Annotated in this window: 17 protein-coding genes and 3 tRNA genes; 6 read left to right on the top strand and 14 right to left on the bottom strand. The window is 62.0% G+C overall.

Annotation, left to right across the window (positions count from 1 at the left end; all coding sequences use genetic code 11):
* Positions 1 to 56: 56 nt before the first annotated feature.
* Positions 57 to 533 carry a YidB family protein gene (locus ACYG9R_RS24885; RefSeq protein ID WP_023681465.1) on the top strand — a complete coding sequence of 159 codons (477 nt, stop codon included), beginning with the start codon at positions 57 to 59 and terminating at the stop codon, positions 531 to 533.
* On the opposite strand, the gene ACYG9R_RS24880 is transcribed toward ACYG9R_RS24885, so the two are convergent.
* Positions 530 to 1,417, bottom strand: coding sequence for a helix-turn-helix transcriptional regulator (locus ACYG9R_RS24880; RefSeq protein ID WP_023824969.1), 888 nt, complete (start codon positions 1,415 to 1,417; stop codon positions 530 to 532). The two genes, ACYG9R_RS24885 and ACYG9R_RS24880, sit on opposite strands and share 4 nt — an antisense overlap.
* Before the next feature lie 98 nt (positions 1,418 to 1,515).
* On the opposite strand from ACYG9R_RS24880, the gene ACYG9R_RS24875 reads away from it, so the two are divergent.
* Entirely contained in the window at positions 1,516 to 1,905 is a 390-nt protein-coding gene (locus ACYG9R_RS24875; protein ID WP_023695300.1) for a VOC family protein, read from the top strand.
* An 8-nt stretch (positions 1,906 to 1,913) separates the two neighbouring features.
* On the opposite strand, the gene ACYG9R_RS24870 is transcribed toward ACYG9R_RS24875, so the two are convergent.
* Positions 1,914 to 1,987, bottom strand: a tRNA-Gly gene (locus tag ACYG9R_RS24870).
* 28 nt (positions 1,988 to 2,015) lie between these two features.
* Positions 2,016 to 2,100, bottom strand: a tRNA-Tyr gene (locus ACYG9R_RS24865).
* A 210-nt stretch (positions 2,101 to 2,310) separates the two neighbouring features.
* On the opposite strand from ACYG9R_RS24865, the gene ACYG9R_RS24860 reads away from it, so the two are divergent.
* A complete protein-coding gene (locus ACYG9R_RS24860; RefSeq protein ID WP_023824970.1) occupies positions 2,311 to 3,162 on the top strand; it encodes a TrmH family RNA methyltransferase in 852 nt (283 codons plus the stop codon).
* Between the two features lie 66 nt (positions 3,163 to 3,228).
* Here the strand turns inward: ACYG9R_RS24860 and ACYG9R_RS24855 are convergent, their stop codons facing one another.
* The 3 genes from ACYG9R_RS24855 to gcl form a co-directional block, all read right to left on the bottom strand.
* Positions 3,229 to 4,116, bottom strand: coding sequence for a 2-hydroxy-3-oxopropionate reductase (locus ACYG9R_RS24855; RefSeq protein WP_023824971.1), 888 nt, complete (start codon positions 4,114 to 4,116; stop codon positions 3,229 to 3,231).
* A 218-nt stretch (positions 4,117 to 4,334) separates the two neighbouring features.
* The gene (hyi, locus tag ACYG9R_RS24850; protein WP_023688406.1) at positions 4,335 to 5,132 is read right to left on the bottom strand and encodes a hydroxypyruvate isomerase; all 798 of its coding nucleotides are present in this window, start codon (positions 5,130 to 5,132) and stop codon (positions 4,335 to 4,337) included.
* 166 nt (positions 5,133 to 5,298) lie between these two features.
* The gene (gcl, locus tag ACYG9R_RS24845) at positions 5,299 to 7,080 is read right to left on the bottom strand and encodes a glyoxylate carboligase (protein ID WP_460221850.1); all 1,782 of its coding nucleotides are present in this window, start codon (positions 7,078 to 7,080) and stop codon (positions 5,299 to 5,301) included.
* A gap of 204 nt (positions 7,081 to 7,284) precedes the next feature.
* Between gcl and bhcR the strand changes: the two genes are divergently transcribed.
* Together bhcR and ACYG9R_RS24835 are read left to right on the top strand one after the other, a co-directional pair.
* A complete protein-coding gene (gene bhcR / locus ACYG9R_RS24840; protein ID WP_023681470.1) occupies positions 7,285 to 8,103 on the top strand; it encodes an HTH-type transcriptional regulator BhcR in 819 nt (272 codons plus the stop codon).
* Between the two features lie 47 nt (positions 8,104 to 8,150).
* On the top strand, positions 8,151 to 8,513 hold the full coding sequence (locus ACYG9R_RS24835) for a hypothetical protein (RefSeq protein ID WP_245259986.1): 363 nt from the start codon (positions 8,151 to 8,153) through the stop codon (positions 8,511 to 8,513).
* Positions 8,514 to 8,589: 76 nt separating this feature from the next.
* Here the strand turns inward: ACYG9R_RS24835 and ACYG9R_RS24830 are convergent, their stop codons facing one another.
* The 3 genes from ACYG9R_RS24830 to ACYG9R_RS24820 all read right to left on the bottom strand — a co-directional run bounded on the left by ACYG9R_RS24830 (position 8,590) and on the right by ACYG9R_RS24820 (position 9,636).
* Positions 8,590 to 8,898, bottom strand: coding sequence for a BA14K family protein (locus ACYG9R_RS24830; RefSeq protein WP_023667455.1), 309 nt, complete (start codon positions 8,896 to 8,898; stop codon positions 8,590 to 8,592).
* A 200-nt stretch (positions 8,899 to 9,098) separates the two neighbouring features.
* Positions 9,099 to 9,305, bottom strand: coding sequence for a hypothetical protein (locus ACYG9R_RS24825; protein WP_023824972.1), 207 nt, complete (start codon positions 9,303 to 9,305; stop codon positions 9,099 to 9,101).
* A 163-nt stretch (positions 9,306 to 9,468) separates the two neighbouring features.
* The gene (locus ACYG9R_RS24820) at positions 9,469 to 9,636 is read right to left on the bottom strand and encodes a hypothetical protein (RefSeq protein WP_023710564.1); all 168 of its coding nucleotides are present in this window, start codon (positions 9,634 to 9,636) and stop codon (positions 9,469 to 9,471) included.
* Between the two features lie 158 nt (positions 9,637 to 9,794).
* Between ACYG9R_RS24820 and ACYG9R_RS24815 the strand changes: the two genes are divergently transcribed.
* Positions 9,795 to 9,870: transfer RNA gene (locus ACYG9R_RS24815), tRNA-Thr, on the top strand.
* Between the two features lie 43 nt (positions 9,871 to 9,913).
* Here ACYG9R_RS24815 and ACYG9R_RS24810 read toward each other — a convergent pair.
* The 5 genes from ACYG9R_RS24810 to ACYG9R_RS24790 form a co-directional block, all read right to left on the bottom strand.
* The gene (locus ACYG9R_RS24810; protein WP_023823369.1) at positions 9,914 to 11,104 is read right to left on the bottom strand and encodes an IS481 family transposase; all 1,191 of its coding nucleotides are present in this window, start codon (positions 11,102 to 11,104) and stop codon (positions 9,914 to 9,916) included.
* A gap of 197 nt (positions 11,105 to 11,301) precedes the next feature.
* Entirely contained in the window at positions 11,302 to 11,853 is a 552-nt protein-coding gene (locus ACYG9R_RS24805; RefSeq protein WP_023822925.1) for a DUF2569 family protein, read from the bottom strand.
* Positions 11,854 to 12,006: 153 nt separating this feature from the next.
* Positions 12,007 to 12,687 carry a TetR/AcrR family transcriptional regulator gene (locus ACYG9R_RS24800; RefSeq protein WP_031199020.1) on the bottom strand — a complete coding sequence of 227 codons (681 nt, stop codon included), beginning with the start codon at positions 12,685 to 12,687 and terminating at the stop codon, positions 12,007 to 12,009.
* Between the two features lie 69 nt (positions 12,688 to 12,756).
* Positions 12,757 to 14,184: an amidase gene (locus ACYG9R_RS24795; protein ID WP_023822926.1), complete on the bottom strand. Its 1,428-nt coding sequence runs from the start codon at positions 14,182 to 14,184 to the stop codon at positions 12,757 to 12,759.
* A 101-nt stretch (positions 14,185 to 14,285) separates the two neighbouring features.
* Positions 14,286 to 15,320, bottom strand: a complete 1,035-nt coding sequence (locus ACYG9R_RS24790; protein WP_023707000.1) for an extracellular solute-binding protein — start codon at positions 15,318 to 15,320, stop codon at positions 14,286 to 14,288.
* Positions 15,321 to 15,589 lie beyond the last annotated feature (269 nt).

Genomic DNA, 15,589 nt, shown 5'->3' with positions numbered 1-15,589 from the left:
CCGCATGCTCCATTGTAGCCGGCGGGACGGGCTTGGCCGTTATGGAGGATTGACCTATGGGACTTTTTGACAACGCCGTACCCGGCGGCAACATCACCAAACCGCTGATGATCGCGCTCGGCGCGCTGCTGGTGGGAAAGATGCTGAGCGGCAGAAGCGCCGAACAGACGAGTGCCGAAGAGACGGGCGAGCCCGCCCAGCCTCAAACGCCAGCCCCCACCGGAACCACGGCCTCAGGGGATGGCGGCCTGCTTGGCGGACTGGGCGGACTGCTCGACAAGCTCAAGACTGCCGGCCAAGGCAATGTCGCTGACTCCTGGGTCGGCACCGGACAGAACCAGCCGATCAACGCCAATGATCTGGGCAAGGCGATCGGCCCGCAGGTCATTCGAGAGATCGCGCAAAGGACCGGACTGGACGAGCAGGAGTTGCTCAAGCAATTGTCCACAGCCCTGCCAGGCATTGTCGACAGACTGACGCCGAACGGACAGGTGCCGCAGCAACACCAGGTCGCGTCCGCCTTCAACAGCTAGACTTCTGCGCCTGCATCACGCGCAAACACGCCCGGCACCGCCTTGCGGCTGTCGGGCGTTGCTTCGACCAGCGCCGCGAACCGCCTGGCAGTCGACGCATCGACCGGCGTGTGGAGGGAAACCGAGAAATCACTGTCGCGGCCGCCCGGCTGCAGCGTGGCGAAATCGAACGCCATTGCGCCGACGAGAGGGTGCCGGATGGATTTCCGCCAGATCGGTGGCTCGGCGATGTCGTGGCTGTTCCAGCACGTGGCGAACGCTTCGCTTGCCGCTTCCAGTGACGAAACCAGGGCGGCCAGCACCGGATCGCGAGTCATGGCAACAGTGGCAAGCCGGAACTGCGCGACCGCCGAGCGCGAAACCTCCGGCCAGTCGACAAAGCGCTGCCGCCATTCCAGGTCGAGAAACAGCCGGGCGAGCAGGCTGCCGGACCACTCATCATCCGTCTCGAAATCCCCGAGCAGCACCGCCGCGGGGTGGTTCCAGGCGACGACCTGCCAATAGCGATTGACGACATATGCCGGGTGCGGCGCCAGCCCGTCGAGCAGGCTGAGCAACGGCGCGCTGGGCAGGCCTTGCTCGCCGAGCCGGTTTCGCCAGTCGAGATCGGGCCGCGCCAATTGGAACAGATAGGCCTGCTCGGACCGGCTCAGCTTCAGCACCCGCGCTAGCGAGCGAAGCACCTGCGGCGACGCGTTCACCTCCCGTCCCTGCTCGAGCCAGGTGTACCAGGTGGTGCTGATCCCCGCCTCGGCGGCGACCTCTTCGCGCCTGAGGCCCGGTGCCCGGCGGCGGCCATTGGCGCCATCGATCCGCGGCAAGCGGTCCCGCCGCTCGCGCAGGAAGCGGGCAAGCTCGTCGCGCCGTGGGCCGTCATACGTCATTCTGTCACCGTCAATACCAGTATAAGCGGTAGTCTTGTACCCCTTTAAAGGCAAGCTAGATTGCGAGCGATCGCAACATCAGCCACGGAACTTCGACAATGAACGCGCTCAATGAAATCCGTCAGATCGACTACACCGTCATCTTCGCCCGCGACATGGCCGCCATGCGGCACTTCTACGGGGACGTGATGGAATTTGAGCCGCAGCGCGAACTCGGCGACAGGTGGATCGAATATCGGGTCGGCCCGAACACGCTGGCCTTGACCAGCCTCGGCATGATGTTCAACGACACGCCGCAGCAGCGGGATGCGCTGTCGCTGCAGCTGGCATTCCGGGTGGCGCCGGAGATGGTCGCTGCCTGCGCCGAGGCGCTTCAGGCCAAGGGCGTGCAGCCGGTCCTGCCGCTCACCGACCAGGAATGGGGCCACAGGACAGTGTTCTTCCGCGATCCGGACGGCAACGTTGTCGAGATATTCGCAGAGATCTGATGAGTGTTTGGAGCGGGTAGCGGGAATCGAACCCGCATATTCAGCTTGGAAGGCTGCTGCTCTACCACTGAGCTATACCCGCATCGTCCTCAAGGTTCGCGGGCTGGCAGTGGTGGAGAGGGTTGGATTCGAACCAACGTAAGCTAAGCTAACGGATTTACAGTCCGTCCCCTTTAACCACTCGGGCACCTCTCCAGCCTGCCGTCGAAGCCTTGCAACGAGGCATTCTCGCCGATCAGGTCGAAACCGGGGTTTTGTCCGAAATCAGCGAAGCGCCTTATGGCGGCAAGGCCAGTGGGTGTCAACCGCACCGCAAGGCAAAATGCGCTGATTTTGACAGCTCACCCGGCAAGCCGGCTTTCTGCCTGTATCCATGGCCCGGCGACGCGGCTATAGAAGCCGGTCATGAGCAATGACAACACGCCCAAGACCGCCAAAGACACCCACTACGCCAAGCTGCGTCGCGCCCATCGCGACGAGAAGGCCGGCGGCGCGCCTGCCTTCCGGCCGCGCCAGCCGGTGCCGCCGGGCGAGAACGCCGCCGACGGGCTGGTGCGGCTTTATGGCCTGCACACGGTGCGCGCCGCGCTCGACAATCCGCGCCGGCGGATCAGAAAGATGTTGGTGACGCGCAATGCCGCCGAGCGGCTGGCGATCGCCGACCTCGCCGCTTTGCCGTTCAAGGCCGAACTGGTCGAGCCGAAGGAGATCGACAAGATCACCGGTTCGGACGCCGTCCACCAGGGCGTGCTGATCGAAGCCGAACCGTTGAAGCCAAAGCGCCTCGACACGCTCGGCGACACGAAACTGGTGCTGGTGCTCGACCAGGTCACCGACCCGCACAATGTCGGCGCCATCCTGCGCTCGGCGGTCGCCTTCGGCGCCGGCGCACTGATCACCACCGCCCGCCACAGCCCGCAGGAATCCGGCGTGCTGGCAAAATCGGCCTCCGGCGCGCTGGAGCATATCGACCAGATCGAGGTGAAGAACCTGGCCGACGCGCTGGGACAGCTGCACGATGCCGGCTTCCAGACCATCGGCCTCGATTCGGACGGGCCGGCCGAACTCGAAACGGGTTTTTCAGGCGAAAAGATAGCGTTGGTGCTCGGCGCCGAAGGCAAGGGACTGCGCCAGAAGACGCGCGAGACGGTGACGAAACTCGCCCGCCTCGACATGCCCGGCGCCATCCGCTCGCTCAACGTGTCGAATGCGGCGGCGGTGAGCCTTTATGCGGCACGGAAATTCCTTGGAGGGTGAATGGTGAAATAGTGAATGGAAAAGCGTTCTTACCGTCACCATTCACTATTCACTATTCACCATTCACTATTCACCCACTTCATGCCCCGCCATCCGCTCCAGCGCACGAACCAGCGCTGAGTGATCCTCTTTTGCCCCGCCATTCGCCGAGCATGAGTTGAACAGCTGCTGCGTCGTCGACGTATTGGGCAGCGAGACACCGAGTGCCTTGGCGCCTTCCAGCGCCAGATTGAGATCCTTCTGGTGCAGTTCGATGCGGAAGCCCGGCGCGAAGGCGCGCTTTATCATGCGCTCGCCATGCACTTCGAGGATGCGCGATGCCGCCAGCCCGCCCATCAGCGCCTGCCGGACCTTGGCGGGGTCGGCGCCGGCTTTTGAGGCAAAGACCAGCGCCTCGGCGATCGCCTCGATAGTCAGGGCCACGACGATCTGGTTGGCAACCTTGGTGGTCTGGCCGACGCCGTTCGGGCCGACAAGCGTGATGTTCTTGCCCATCTTTTCGAACACGGGCTTGGCTCGCTCGAACGCCTTGTCCTCGCCGCCAACCATGATGGTCAGCGACGCCGCCTTTGCGCCGACCTCGCCGCCCGACACCGGCGCGTCGAGATAGTCGCAGCCGAGATCGTTGATCTTTTTGGCAAAGGTCTTGGTCTCGATCGGCGAGATCGAGCTCATGTCGATGACGAGCTTGCCCTTGCTCAGGCCGGATGCAACACCATTGTTGCCGAACAGCACCTCGGCAACCTGCGGGGTGTCGGGAACCATGGTGATGACGATATCGGCGGCTTTCGCCACTGCCGCGTGGCCGGTGATGCTTCTCAAGCCCTTGGCGACGAGATCGGCCGGCGGCTTCGAGCGGTGGTCGCTGGCAATGACGGTGTAGCCGGCATCCAGGAGATGCCCCGCCATCGGCGCGCCCATGATGCCAAGGCCGATGAAGCCGATGGTTTCCATTGTTTTCTCCCTTGTTGAGGCTGAGTTCCTTCGCGCCCCCCTCTGGCCTGCCGGCCATCTCCCCCACTTGTGGGGAGATTGGCAGTTCCGGCGCCTCGCTCACCCTGCAATGTTGGGAATTGACGAAAGCCGGGATGACGTCTGATCTTCCCACCTGTGGGGGAGATGGCCGGCAGGCCAGAGGGGGGCGCGAAGGAACGCGACTTCAATCGTAACAGCTAAGCCGCGGCACTCCCCTGCCCGTTAAGCTCCCGAAACCACCCCAGCCCAGCCTCCGTCCCCGCCTTCGGTTTGTATTCCGCTCCGACCCAGCCGGAATAGCCGATCCTGTCGATATGCTCGTAGAGGAAGGGATAATTGATCTCGCCCGTCCCCGGCTCGTGACGGCCGGGATTGTCCGCAAGCTGGATATGCGCGATGCGGCCGAGGTTGGCCTCGATGGTACGGGCGAGATCCCCCTCCATGATCTGCATGTGATAGATGTCGTATTGCAGGAACAGGTTCTTCGAGCCGACGCGGTCGATCATCGCCAGCGCATGGTTCGAATAGTTCAGGAAGAAGCCCGGGATATCGCGCGTGTTGATCGGCTCGATCAAAAGCCGGATGCCGGCCTGCTCCAGTTTCTCGGCTGCAAACGCCAGGTTTTCGGCAAAGGTATTTTCCAGCACCGAATGATCGACACCCTGCGGCGCGATGCCGGCGAGGCAATTGACCTGCTCGCAGCCCAGCGCATGGGCATAGCTGATCGCCTTGGCGATGCCTTGCCGGAATTCCGGCACGCGGTCGGGTAGCACCGCGATGCCGCGCTCGCCCTTGCCCCAGTCGCCGGCCGGCAGGTTGAAAAGCACCTGGTTCAGGCCGTTCTTCTTCAGCCGGGCCGCGACCACGTCAGGCGTATGATCATAGGGGCCGATATATTCGACGCCCTTGAAGCCGGCGCGGGCTGCGGCATCGAAACGATCGAGGAACTCATGCTCGCCAAAGAGCATCGACAGATTGGCTGAAAAACGCGGCATTCTTTCTCCTTCTTCTGCTTGGCCCTAGGCGTGTTGAGATTCAGGTCGGGCAGAGTCGAAAACGGTGACTTTCGAGAACCGGAGCGGAACGTACTTTCTGTACGTGAGCACCGGAAGCGCAGGAAGGCGCCGTTTGCAGGCCTGTCTCACCTGAATATCGGCGCGCCTAATCGAGCAACACAATCGCCGTCGGCGCATCCTCATGGCTTTCGGCAAGGTCCTCGAATTCGGTGATCTTGTCGATTTCCGTGCCCATGGAAATGTTGGTGACGCGTTCGAGGATGAATTCGAGCACCACCGGCACCTGGTATTCCTTCATCAGCCGCTGCGCTTCCTTGAACGCGCCGGCGAACTCTTCCGGTTTGCGCACCCGGACCGCCTTGCACCCCATCGCTTCTGCGACCGCGACATGGTCGACGCCGTAGCCGGCCTCCGGATCGTTGGCGCGGTTGACGTTCTCGAAGGCCAGACTCACCTCGAAATCCATCGCAAAACCGCGCTGCGCCTGGCGGATCAGGCCGAGATAGGCATTGTTCACGACGACATGGATATACGGCAGTTTGTGCTGTGCGCCGGCCGCCAGTTCCTCGATCATGAACTGGAAGTCGTAGTCGCCCGACAGCGCCACGATGGTGCGATCCGGATCGGCGGCGCGCACGCCAAGCGCTGCCGGCAGCGTCCAGCCGAGCGGGCCGGCCTGGCCGCAATTGATCCAGTTGCGCGGCTTGTAGACATGCAGGAACTGCGCCCCGGCGATCTGCGAGAGGCCGATCGTGGTGACGTAGGTGGTGTCACGGCCGAACGCCTTGTTCATCTCCTCATAGACGCGCTGCGGCTTCAGCGGCACCTGCTCGAAATGCGTCTTGCGCTTCATCGTCTTCTTGCGGGTCTGGCATTCCTTCGCCCAGCCCGACCAGTCGCGCAGCTTTCCTGCCGTCTTCCATTCGGTGGCGACGTCGAGCAGCATCTTTAGTGCCGCACCGGCGTCCGAGACGACGCCGAGATCCGGCGCGAACACCCGGCCGATCTGGGTCGGTTCGATGTCGACATGGATGAATTTCTTGCCCTTGGTGTAGACATCGACCGAACCGGTGTGGCGGTTGGCCCAGCGATTGCCGATGCCAAAGACGAAATCGGCTTCCAACATCGTCGCATTGCCGTAGCGATGCGAGGTCTGCAGCCCGCACATGCCGGCCATCAGCCGGTGGTCGTCGGGGATCGCGCCCCAGCCCATTAGCGTCGGGATGACCGGCACGCCCGTTATCTCGGCGAATTCGATCAACAGATCCGACGCATCGGCGTTGATGATGCCGCCGCCGGCGACGATCAGCGGCTTTTCCGCGGCATTGAGCATCGCCAAGGCCTTTTCGGCCTGGGCGCGCGACATTGCCGGCTTGAACGGGACCAGCGGTTCATAGGCATCGATATCGAATTCGATCTCGGCCAATTGCACGTCGACCGGCAGGTCGATCAGCACCGGACCAGGCCGCGACGAGCGCATCAGGTGAAACGCCTTCTGCAGCGCCATCGGCACGAGATAGGGCTCCATGACCGTGACCGCCCATTTGGCGACGGGTACGGCTATGGCGGCGATATCGACCGCCTGGAAATCCTCCTTGTTGAGCCGTGCCCGCGGCGCCTGACCGGTGATGCACAGGATCGGGATGGAGTCCGCCGCCGCCGAATAAAGCCCGGTGATCATGTCGGTACCGGCGGGGCCGGATGTGCCGATGCAAAGCCCGATATTGCCCGCCTTGGCCCTCGTATAACCTTCGGCCATGTGCGAGGCCGCCTCGACATGCCGCGCCAGGATGTGGCGGATCGAGCCCCTCGCCTTCAGCGCCGAATAGAACGGATTGATCGCCGCGCCCGGCACGCCGAAGCCGCAGGAAATGCCTTCCTTTTCGAGAACGAGAACCGCTGCATCGACAGCGCGCATCCTGGCCATGTCCGGCCTCCTCAAGATTGTTGGTTGGTTGACAATGCCAGTGTCGTTTTCATTTTTCAATTTTTTCAGAATAATTTTTCATTTCGAGAAAACCCCTTGTATACACTGATTCCACTGGCTTTTTCGTTTTCCATGAATCCGGCCATCAAAATCAATGAAAAAGTTTTTCATTGCGATTTCGGCGAAACCGGCGACAATGCCGCCATGGAAACCAGCGAAAAACGCCAGCGCGGCCGGCCGCGCGCTTTCAACGGTCCGTCCGAGGCCGGTTCTGTGCAGTCGCTCGACCGGGCCTTGCGCATCCTGGCCATCGTCGCCGAAGGCAGCGGCCTGTCGCTGAGCGAGATTTCGGCGCGTAGCGAGCTTGCGGCGTCCACCGCCTATCGCATGCTGACGACGCTGCAGAACCACGGCATGGTCGAATTCGATACATCGGACCAGCTGTGGTCGATCGGCGTCGAGACCTACCGCATGGGTGCCGCCTTCCTGCGCCGCCGCAAGTTGGTCGATCGCGCCCGCGTGGTCATGCAGGAATTGATGGAGAAGACCGGCGAGACAGCCAATCTCGGCGTCGCCGAGGACGATTGCGTCGTTTTCGTCAGCCAGGTCGAGACGCATCAGGCAATCCGCGCCTTCTTCCGCCCGGGCACGCGCAGCTCGTTCCATGCCTCCGGCATCGGCAAGGCGGTGCTGGCGCAACTCGAGCCGGAACGCGTTGCCGCCATCCTGCGCAAGTCGGGCCTGCAGCGCTTCACCGACAAGACGCTGTCGGACATTTCGGCGCTGGCCCATGATCTGGCCGTCATCAAGCACCGCGGCTGGTCGGTCGACGACGAGGAGCGGCATCCCGGCATGCGCTGCGTGGCCGCCGCCATTTTCAACGAGTTCGGCGAGCCGATCGGCGGTGTCTCGGTCTCCGGACCGACGGTGCGGGTGACGATGGAGCGGCTGGACGAGATCGGGCCGCTGGTGCGCGACGCCGCTGCTGAGGTGACGAGGATGATCGGCGGGTTCCGATTATAATGCGGAGAACGCTGCAGCTTTTGCTCGCCGCTTCACTGTGCGGATGCGTGGCGACGGCGCCCGAACCCGCCCCTGTCTCCCAGCAAGTCAGCGAGATTCCGATCTCGCTCGCTTTGGAGGAGACAATCACGATCGGCATTCGCCAGCATTTGCAGGATCCTGTATCCGCCAAATTCGGGACGATGCGTGCCGGCGAGCGAACGCTCGACGGCCGCCGCGAAATCCTGGTCTGCGGCCATGTCGCTGCAAAGACGTCGTCCGGTGGTCATACAACAGACCAACCGTTCGCCGCCAAGATCTATCCGGATGAAGGAAGCAGCTTCGAACTCATCGCCATGGGCGATCAATCGCAAAATGCGAGTGTTGCCCGCATCTGCCGTGCAGCGGGATTGCCGATCTCCGAACCGTAGCCCGCACCGCGGCGCGCTCAAATCAGGAAGGAGGGGCTGCGTACAGCCCCTCCTTTCCGTGTGGGGGTGCCTCCTCCTAAAGGCGGCAATAGTGGCGGTAGCCGTCATAGCCGACATAGGTGTCGGAGTACGGATCGTAACTGGCGTAGCGGTTGGCGCAGCGGCGGACGTGCCAGGAGCCACCCTCGTCGTCGACATAGACGGTGCGGGGCTGCTGGTTGAGCAGGCTGCCGAGCACGAACCCGCCGACGCCGGCGGCGATGCCGATGCCGATTTCGCGGTTGTGGTGATGGCTGTGGGCGGCCGACGGCTGGACGGTGCCGACCAGCGAGGTGGCGGCGACAGTGCTGGCGATAAGAGCGGAAGCGATTTTGCGCGTGAACATGACGATCTCCTTGTTTCGTTGCGAGAGGCGATCCATCCGCCTCTTGATGATGGGTCGTCGCGACGAGAAAAAAGGTTCGAAGGTTTTTGAGATTTCTTCTCGGGTCCGGCAAAAATCTGCTGCGTGCCGGTTTCATCGCTATCGAGGCCAAGCAAAAAAGGGCGGCCGAAGCCGCCCTTTCCGCGAGGCGGTCGTCTCGCTCAAAGGAAGATGATCACCTTGCCATGATGATGCTTGTGGTGATGGTGCTTGTGTTGATGGTTCCACCACCACCAGGGCTTGTCGTGGTGCTTGTGATGATGGTGGTGATGATGGCTGTGAGCGGAGGATGACTGCACGGTGCCGGCGAGCGCGCCGGTGGCGACGAAAATGGCGACGAGGCCTGACGTAAGAGTGCGCTTCAACATGATGATCTCCCTGGTCGAGGCGACCATTCGCCTCTGGAGATCAGTCGTCGCGGTGCGGCGAAAGGTTCGAAGGTTTCAGCGAGTAGCGAGTAGCGAGTAGCGAAATGGCTTTCGGGAGTTAAGACTTCCCTATTCGCTACTCCCTATTCGCTATTCGCTCCCGTCACCCCATGCCCGTAACGTGCCGCAGCCAGAAGGCCAGCACGATGAAGCCGATGATGGTGGCGACGCCGGTCCAGTCGATCTTGGCGCTCTTCACATCCTTGATGAGCTTCACCACGAGAAACCAGGCGATGACGACAAGCGGCAGGATGATGACAAGTCTGATCATGCGACACCCCGTTCGATGCGTTTGCACCTGAGAGATATGTAGGGATCGCATTGGCGGTTTTCAGCATGGCGGCCCGCCCACCTCGGCGGCGTCCATCAGCGATCGAAAACGGAGTTTTGTCTTTACTGGCGCACCAAATATGCTAACCGGAGCGCCGTGCCCTTGTAGCTCAGCTGGTAGAGCAGCGGTTTTGTAAACCGAAGGTCGGCGGTTCGATTCCGTCCGGGGGCACCACCCCTTCGCTGTACGGCCCGGAGACATGGGTAACATTCTGTACCTAAGACATGGGTGACAACCTCGTGCCGAACGGGTTGTCGATGGTTTGCAAGGTCCTTTGTTCCAGGTCGATATATCCGAGATCATAGTGCATGAAGCTGATGAGCCAAATGCCGTCGTCGACTTCGGTGATTCCGAGCCTTTGGCCGGCGAGCACGGTGGAGATGTTGATCTTCTTCCTGTGCATGCAGATGCGGCCGCAGGCGGTGACGAGAATGTCCTTGTCATGGAAGGGGTAGTCCAGCTCGGGGAGGCCTTGATAGGCTCTTGAAGAAGCTCTGTAGAGCTCGGCTGGCACTTTCATTTGGATCGCCTCGTGGGGCCTCTCGTCGTTGAATTCGCTCATGAAAGCATCGAACCGGGCCTGCTGCTGGAGGGCGTTCATGCCCGGCGGCCGCGTGGTCTCCTGCTTCAGGGTGCGGTGCATGCGCTCATGGCGGCCGTTCTGCTGCGGGTGACCGGGCTTGATGCGCTCGACGGCGATGCCGAGCCTGAGCCAGAAGACCGACAGCTTCGAGAGGTTGTAAAGGCCGTTGGGGCTGGCGAAGGGCAGGCCATTGTCGCTTCTGATCGCTTCCGGCAGGCCGCGTTCCTTGAAGAGCCGGACGAAAGCCTCGAGGACCGGAACCTCCTTTGTCGATTCAAGGGCTTCGCAGGCCAGCAGGTAGCGCGAGGCCTGGTCGGTGACCGTCAGGGGGTAACAGTATTGGCGGTTGCCGAGCTTGAACTCGCCCTTGAAGTCGGCGCACCACAGATCGTTGGGCACAACCGCCTGGGACAGTTGCGTGCCCACGGCCTTGTTCGCTCGGTTCCTCTTGCGGGCCTGGCTCACAAGGCCGTGGCGATCGAGCACGGCATGAACGGTGCTCCTGGCCGGGATGCGGACGTCGCCGGCCAGCCTGCGCACCAGCAGCTCGCGTATCTTCCTGGCACCCCAGTGCGGCTTCTCCCGCTTGCTCTCCACGATCAGCCGCTCGATCTGGTCGGGAAGCTGGTTGGCGTAGCGCACCGGCCGCCGCGAGCGGTCGGTGAGCGCATCCAGCCCGTCCTCCTTGTAGCGGTTGAAGATCTTGTAGCCGGTCTTGCGCGAGATGCCGAACTCGCGGCACACATCGCTCATGCCTTCCCCGTCGAGAAGACGAGCCACAAAACGAAGACGTTCCTCCATCACCGAACACTCTTTCCACGGCATCAACACCTCCGGCCAAAAGCCAAAAGTGTTACCCATGTGTCCGGTACAAATCGTCACCTATGTCTCGGGCCGCTCACGCTCTTCGAGCTTCGGGTGGCAGGCCACCCAAAGCTCGTTAGACGAAGGAGGACTGCCGACGGATCTATTCGGCGGAGCTGGCAGCACGACATCAGGCCAACTCGCAGCCGTCGGACCTTCTAGGAAAATGTCGCGGCCTGTATGGCCGCCGTATCGCCGAACGTGTTTCTCACCCTAACCGACCTGTAGACGTAGGCGGCCCAGATCCCTGTGACTATGAAGGATGCCAAAGGTGTAACCAGAGCCCCTCCGGCAAGCAAACGGTTTACCGGGACACCAAGCACAATCGATATCCAAACTGCGTCCAGTATGAACAAGAGAGGGATCGCAAACCACAGACATATGAACAGCTGCGGGAAGCGGTGGCTTCGCCGCAGCATCGAAACAAGCACGACCAGCTGAAGCACCAGAAATGCCAGATTGAGGGCTGCCTCGCCATAGATGGCCAAGGCCCCGTTGGGCACTGTAACAAGCTGTTGGTAGGTTTTGACCAGACTGGCCATATCGATAAGTGTGCGCAACGGCGAAAGGGACAGACTGATCGCCAGCAGGATCAGCCAGCCGCCGAACCCCACGAGGTCATCTGGGCTCTGTGAGGATTTGCGCGACGACCGGACGGCGAAGAAAACCGGCACACCAATCAGCAACAGAAGTATCAGCCAATGCCACATCTACCCACCCTCGAATGCATCCTTAGGTTGTTTAAATCGCACCTCTGGATTGTGCAAGCATTTTTACAGAGATCAAGGCATCGTAGAGATTTTCGGGTTTAGGTTTGCAGAGGACGCTTTCCGTCGCTCGCAATGGCCGCATCTCACCCCAAGTCAAAAATGCCGCGGAAAGGCCTGGTGCAGCAGGAGCAGCATGGTCTTGCGCAGCACGTCGGTGTCGCGGCTGGACGGGTTGAGATGGTCCCAATACCAGGCGCCGTGAACCAGATAATTCAGGCTCTCCGACAGCGTGTCTATGTCGACGCCGGTGTAACCGCCGCTGCGCGAAATCTCGATCAGCAGTTCGCGCGCTTCGGCCGTGTAGGCGAGATCGCTCGGCAGGCCGATTTCATTGTAGATCTGCATGCTCTTGCGGTCGCTGGAAAAGACGACGAAGACCGAAACCCATTTTGGATGCTGCCGGGCAAAGCGCTGCGCGCAATCGACCGCGCCCAACACCCGCTCTACCGGCGACAGGCCGGGCGCCCGCACCAGCGTCAGCCACACCGCGTCATATTGGTCGCTGAGATATTGCAGGACGGCCCGAAACAGGTTCTCCTTGCTGCGAAAATGAAACACGACCAGTGCGTTGGACGAGCCGACATGCCCGGCAATGCGCTGCATGGTGACGCTGGCCAGCCCCTCCTCCGCGATGAGCTCGATGGTGGCGTCGATGATGCGCTGGACGCTCGCTTCGCCGCGCTCGCGCCGGCGGTCCTTGGGCGCGGCGTCGTTCGCCGCACCCTTGGCCGCCTTGCTTTTTCCCGCATCCGGAGTGGCTATGCGTTGCGCCATTGTCGTCAGGCCTTTCCCCGGCGGCCGAAACATCCCGCCGCTGCCTTGGCATGCCGGCGCCCTGCGGACTCACAGCGTCGGGCGTGTCCCGGCATTCGTGTACCACTGACCACGAGCCGTCTCATAGGCCATACCCGCCCGGAACACGTCAGCGTCGCTATAGGTGCGGCCGACAATCTGGATGCCTGTCGGCACGCCGTTGGCGGCGCGGCCCGACGGGATCGACAGAACCGGGCAGCGGCTCAGCATGTTGAACGGCGTCGTCATCACCCAGCCCAGCGACGGGTTCACCTCTCGTCCATTGATCTCGACCTTGCCTTTGGTCTGATCGAATTCCGCCGGCACTGCGGGAAGCGCATTGGTCGGGCAGATCAGCACATCGTATTTTTCCAGCAACGGCCCCAGCGTCTGGTACATCCTGGCCGCCACGTCCAAAGTTGCGACAAAGTCCGTGGCCTTCGACTTCTGGCCGTCCTGCGCAAACTGCCTGGCATAGCTGGTCATGTCCTTGCCGTGCTTGGCGAGCAGCGGCGACAGCGAGGCGCCGAAGAGATGTTCGAGATAGGCCATGCCGGCCTTGAGCACCTCGTCGCCCCAGCCGAGGTCCACCTCCTCGACGGTGGCGCCGAGCGAGCGGAACACATCGCAGGCAGCGAGCGTGTTCTTGCGCACGTCCGCATCCACCTCGAAGGACCCGAGATCCATGGAGAATGCGATCTTCCAACCCTTGATCGGCTTGTAGTCGAGCGGCAGGCGCAGTTTCGGGCGCAGCGTGGCGATGTCGAGCGGGCTCGGCCCGGCCATGACGTTCTGCAGCAGGATCGCATCCCCGACGTTTCGGGCCAAGGGCCCGGTGTGGCAGTAGAAATCGAGATTGAACGGCGGCTCATCGGGATTGCGGCCGTAAGGCGGCTTGAAGCCGACCAGGCCGCAGGCCGAGGCAGGGATGCGGATTGAGCCCGCTATGTCCGAGCCGGTTGCGATCGACGACGTGCCGGAGGCCAGCGTTGCCGCCGAACCTCCCGACGAACCGCCCGGCGTGAAATCCGGGTTCCAGGGGTTGCGCGTGACGCCCCAGCGCTTCGACCAGGTATAACCGGCGCAGCTGAATTCGGGCGTCGCCGTGCGGGCGTGGACGATGCCGCCGGCCTTCATGACACGCTCGTTCATCGTCGAGGTATGGCCGCCAAGCGCGTCCCCGGACAGCAGCGAGCCATGCGAGGTCGGCTTGCCCTTGATGTAGCTCTCATCCTTGATGCCGATCGGCAGGCCCTCGAGCGCGCCGGTCCTGGCGCCTCTGGCGTATTTCGCCTCGGCTTTTCTGGCGAGATCCATCGCCTCGTCGAAATGCGTGAAGGTGAGGCAATTGATCGTTTCTTTCGTCGCCTCGGCGCGGCGGATGGTGGCCTGCATCAGTTCCACAGGCGACAGTTTCTTCGCCTTGAACAGCCGCAACGCCTCGCTGGCCGGCATGTAGCAAAGGTCGAGATCGGACATCGAAAATCTCCCGCGGCGGCTTTACGGCATCTGGCATTGGCGATGGCAGGGCCGCGATCCGCGGCCCGATGTTTGGTGGTCAGCTTCGGCTGGCGGGGCCGCTATTTCTGCAGATCGGTCCAGATCCTGGTGTAGAGCGCCTGGACGTCTGCGGGACAGGCCGGCATGAATTGGCCCTTGTCGGCAAATTCGGCCGGAACATCCACTTCGGGCGCGCCCTTCATATCGGCCGGCAGGAAGGGCTCGGAGCCCTTGATGCCGTTGGCGTAGTGCGCGAAGGCCGAGATCATCGCTGCATTCCTGGGGTCCATGATGAAATTCTGGAAGAGCTTGGCGTTCTCGACGTTCTTGGCATCCTTGAGCACCGCGACATTGTCCATCCAGATTGGAAAGCCCTCCTTGGGATAGCCGTAGACGATCTTGTCGTTCTCCAGCCGCTCGCGCAGCGATATGCCGTTCCAGTTGACGCCGGCGGCAATGTCGCCCCTGCCGAGACCGTCAACGGCAGCGTAATCGAGCGACAGCCATTTCGCTTTCGCCTCGATGAGCTTGTCATGCACCTTCTTCAAAAGCACCTTGTCGTCGGTGCAGTACTTGCCACCCTCATAGGCGATGGCGAGGAACATGATGTCTCCCATTTCGGGCACGACATTGATCTTGCCGACGAGTTCCGGCGGCGGATCGAGGAAAATCGCCGAGGTGTTCGGATCGCCCGCATAGACCGATTTGTTGACCGAGATGCCGGTCGTGCCCCATTGCCACGGCACCGAATATTTGCGGCCGGGGTCGAACGGCACGTCGACCCATCTCGGATCGACGTTTCTAAAGTTCTCCATCGTGTTGGGATCGGTTTCCAAGAGCAGGCCTTCGCTGATCCAGATCGGCATCACGCTGGCCGATGGAACGACGATGTCATAGCCGGAAGCGCCCTGGCGGACCTTGGCCAGAGCCGTGTCGTTGGAGTCGTAGTCGGTGACGGTAACCTTGACCTTGTAGGTTTCCTCGAACTTCTTGATCAGGTCCGGGCTGGTGTAGTTGCCCCAATTGTAGATTTGGAGTTCGCCCTCGGCGCGGGCAATGCCGGTCATCGCCAGCAGCGACAGGCCGAGCGCCGTGGCGGTCGATTTCAACTGCATGCTTGTGTCTCCCATTGTTGGGACCGGCGGGATTGCGCCTCGAGTCCCTAAGTTCCCTTCGTCCTGGTGATCATTCACCGGCGAATGCCGGCTGACCAACTCGGTATCTCGGGCAACGGTATTAATTACTAAACATACAGTCAATATCTTTTAGCGACACAACTGCATCATCGGCACCGGCAGTGCGCCGGCGAAGCCGACATGATATGGTCAAGGTTGGGCCATTGATGAATTGGGGCAAGCCGTGGCGTGAGCGCCGCAGCCTGCAG

This window comes from Mesorhizobium sp. RSR565B, assembly GCF_054719465.1.
The sequence above is the reverse complement of the archived record's forward strand: the minus strand, read 5'-3'. Positions and strand labels throughout refer to the sequence as shown.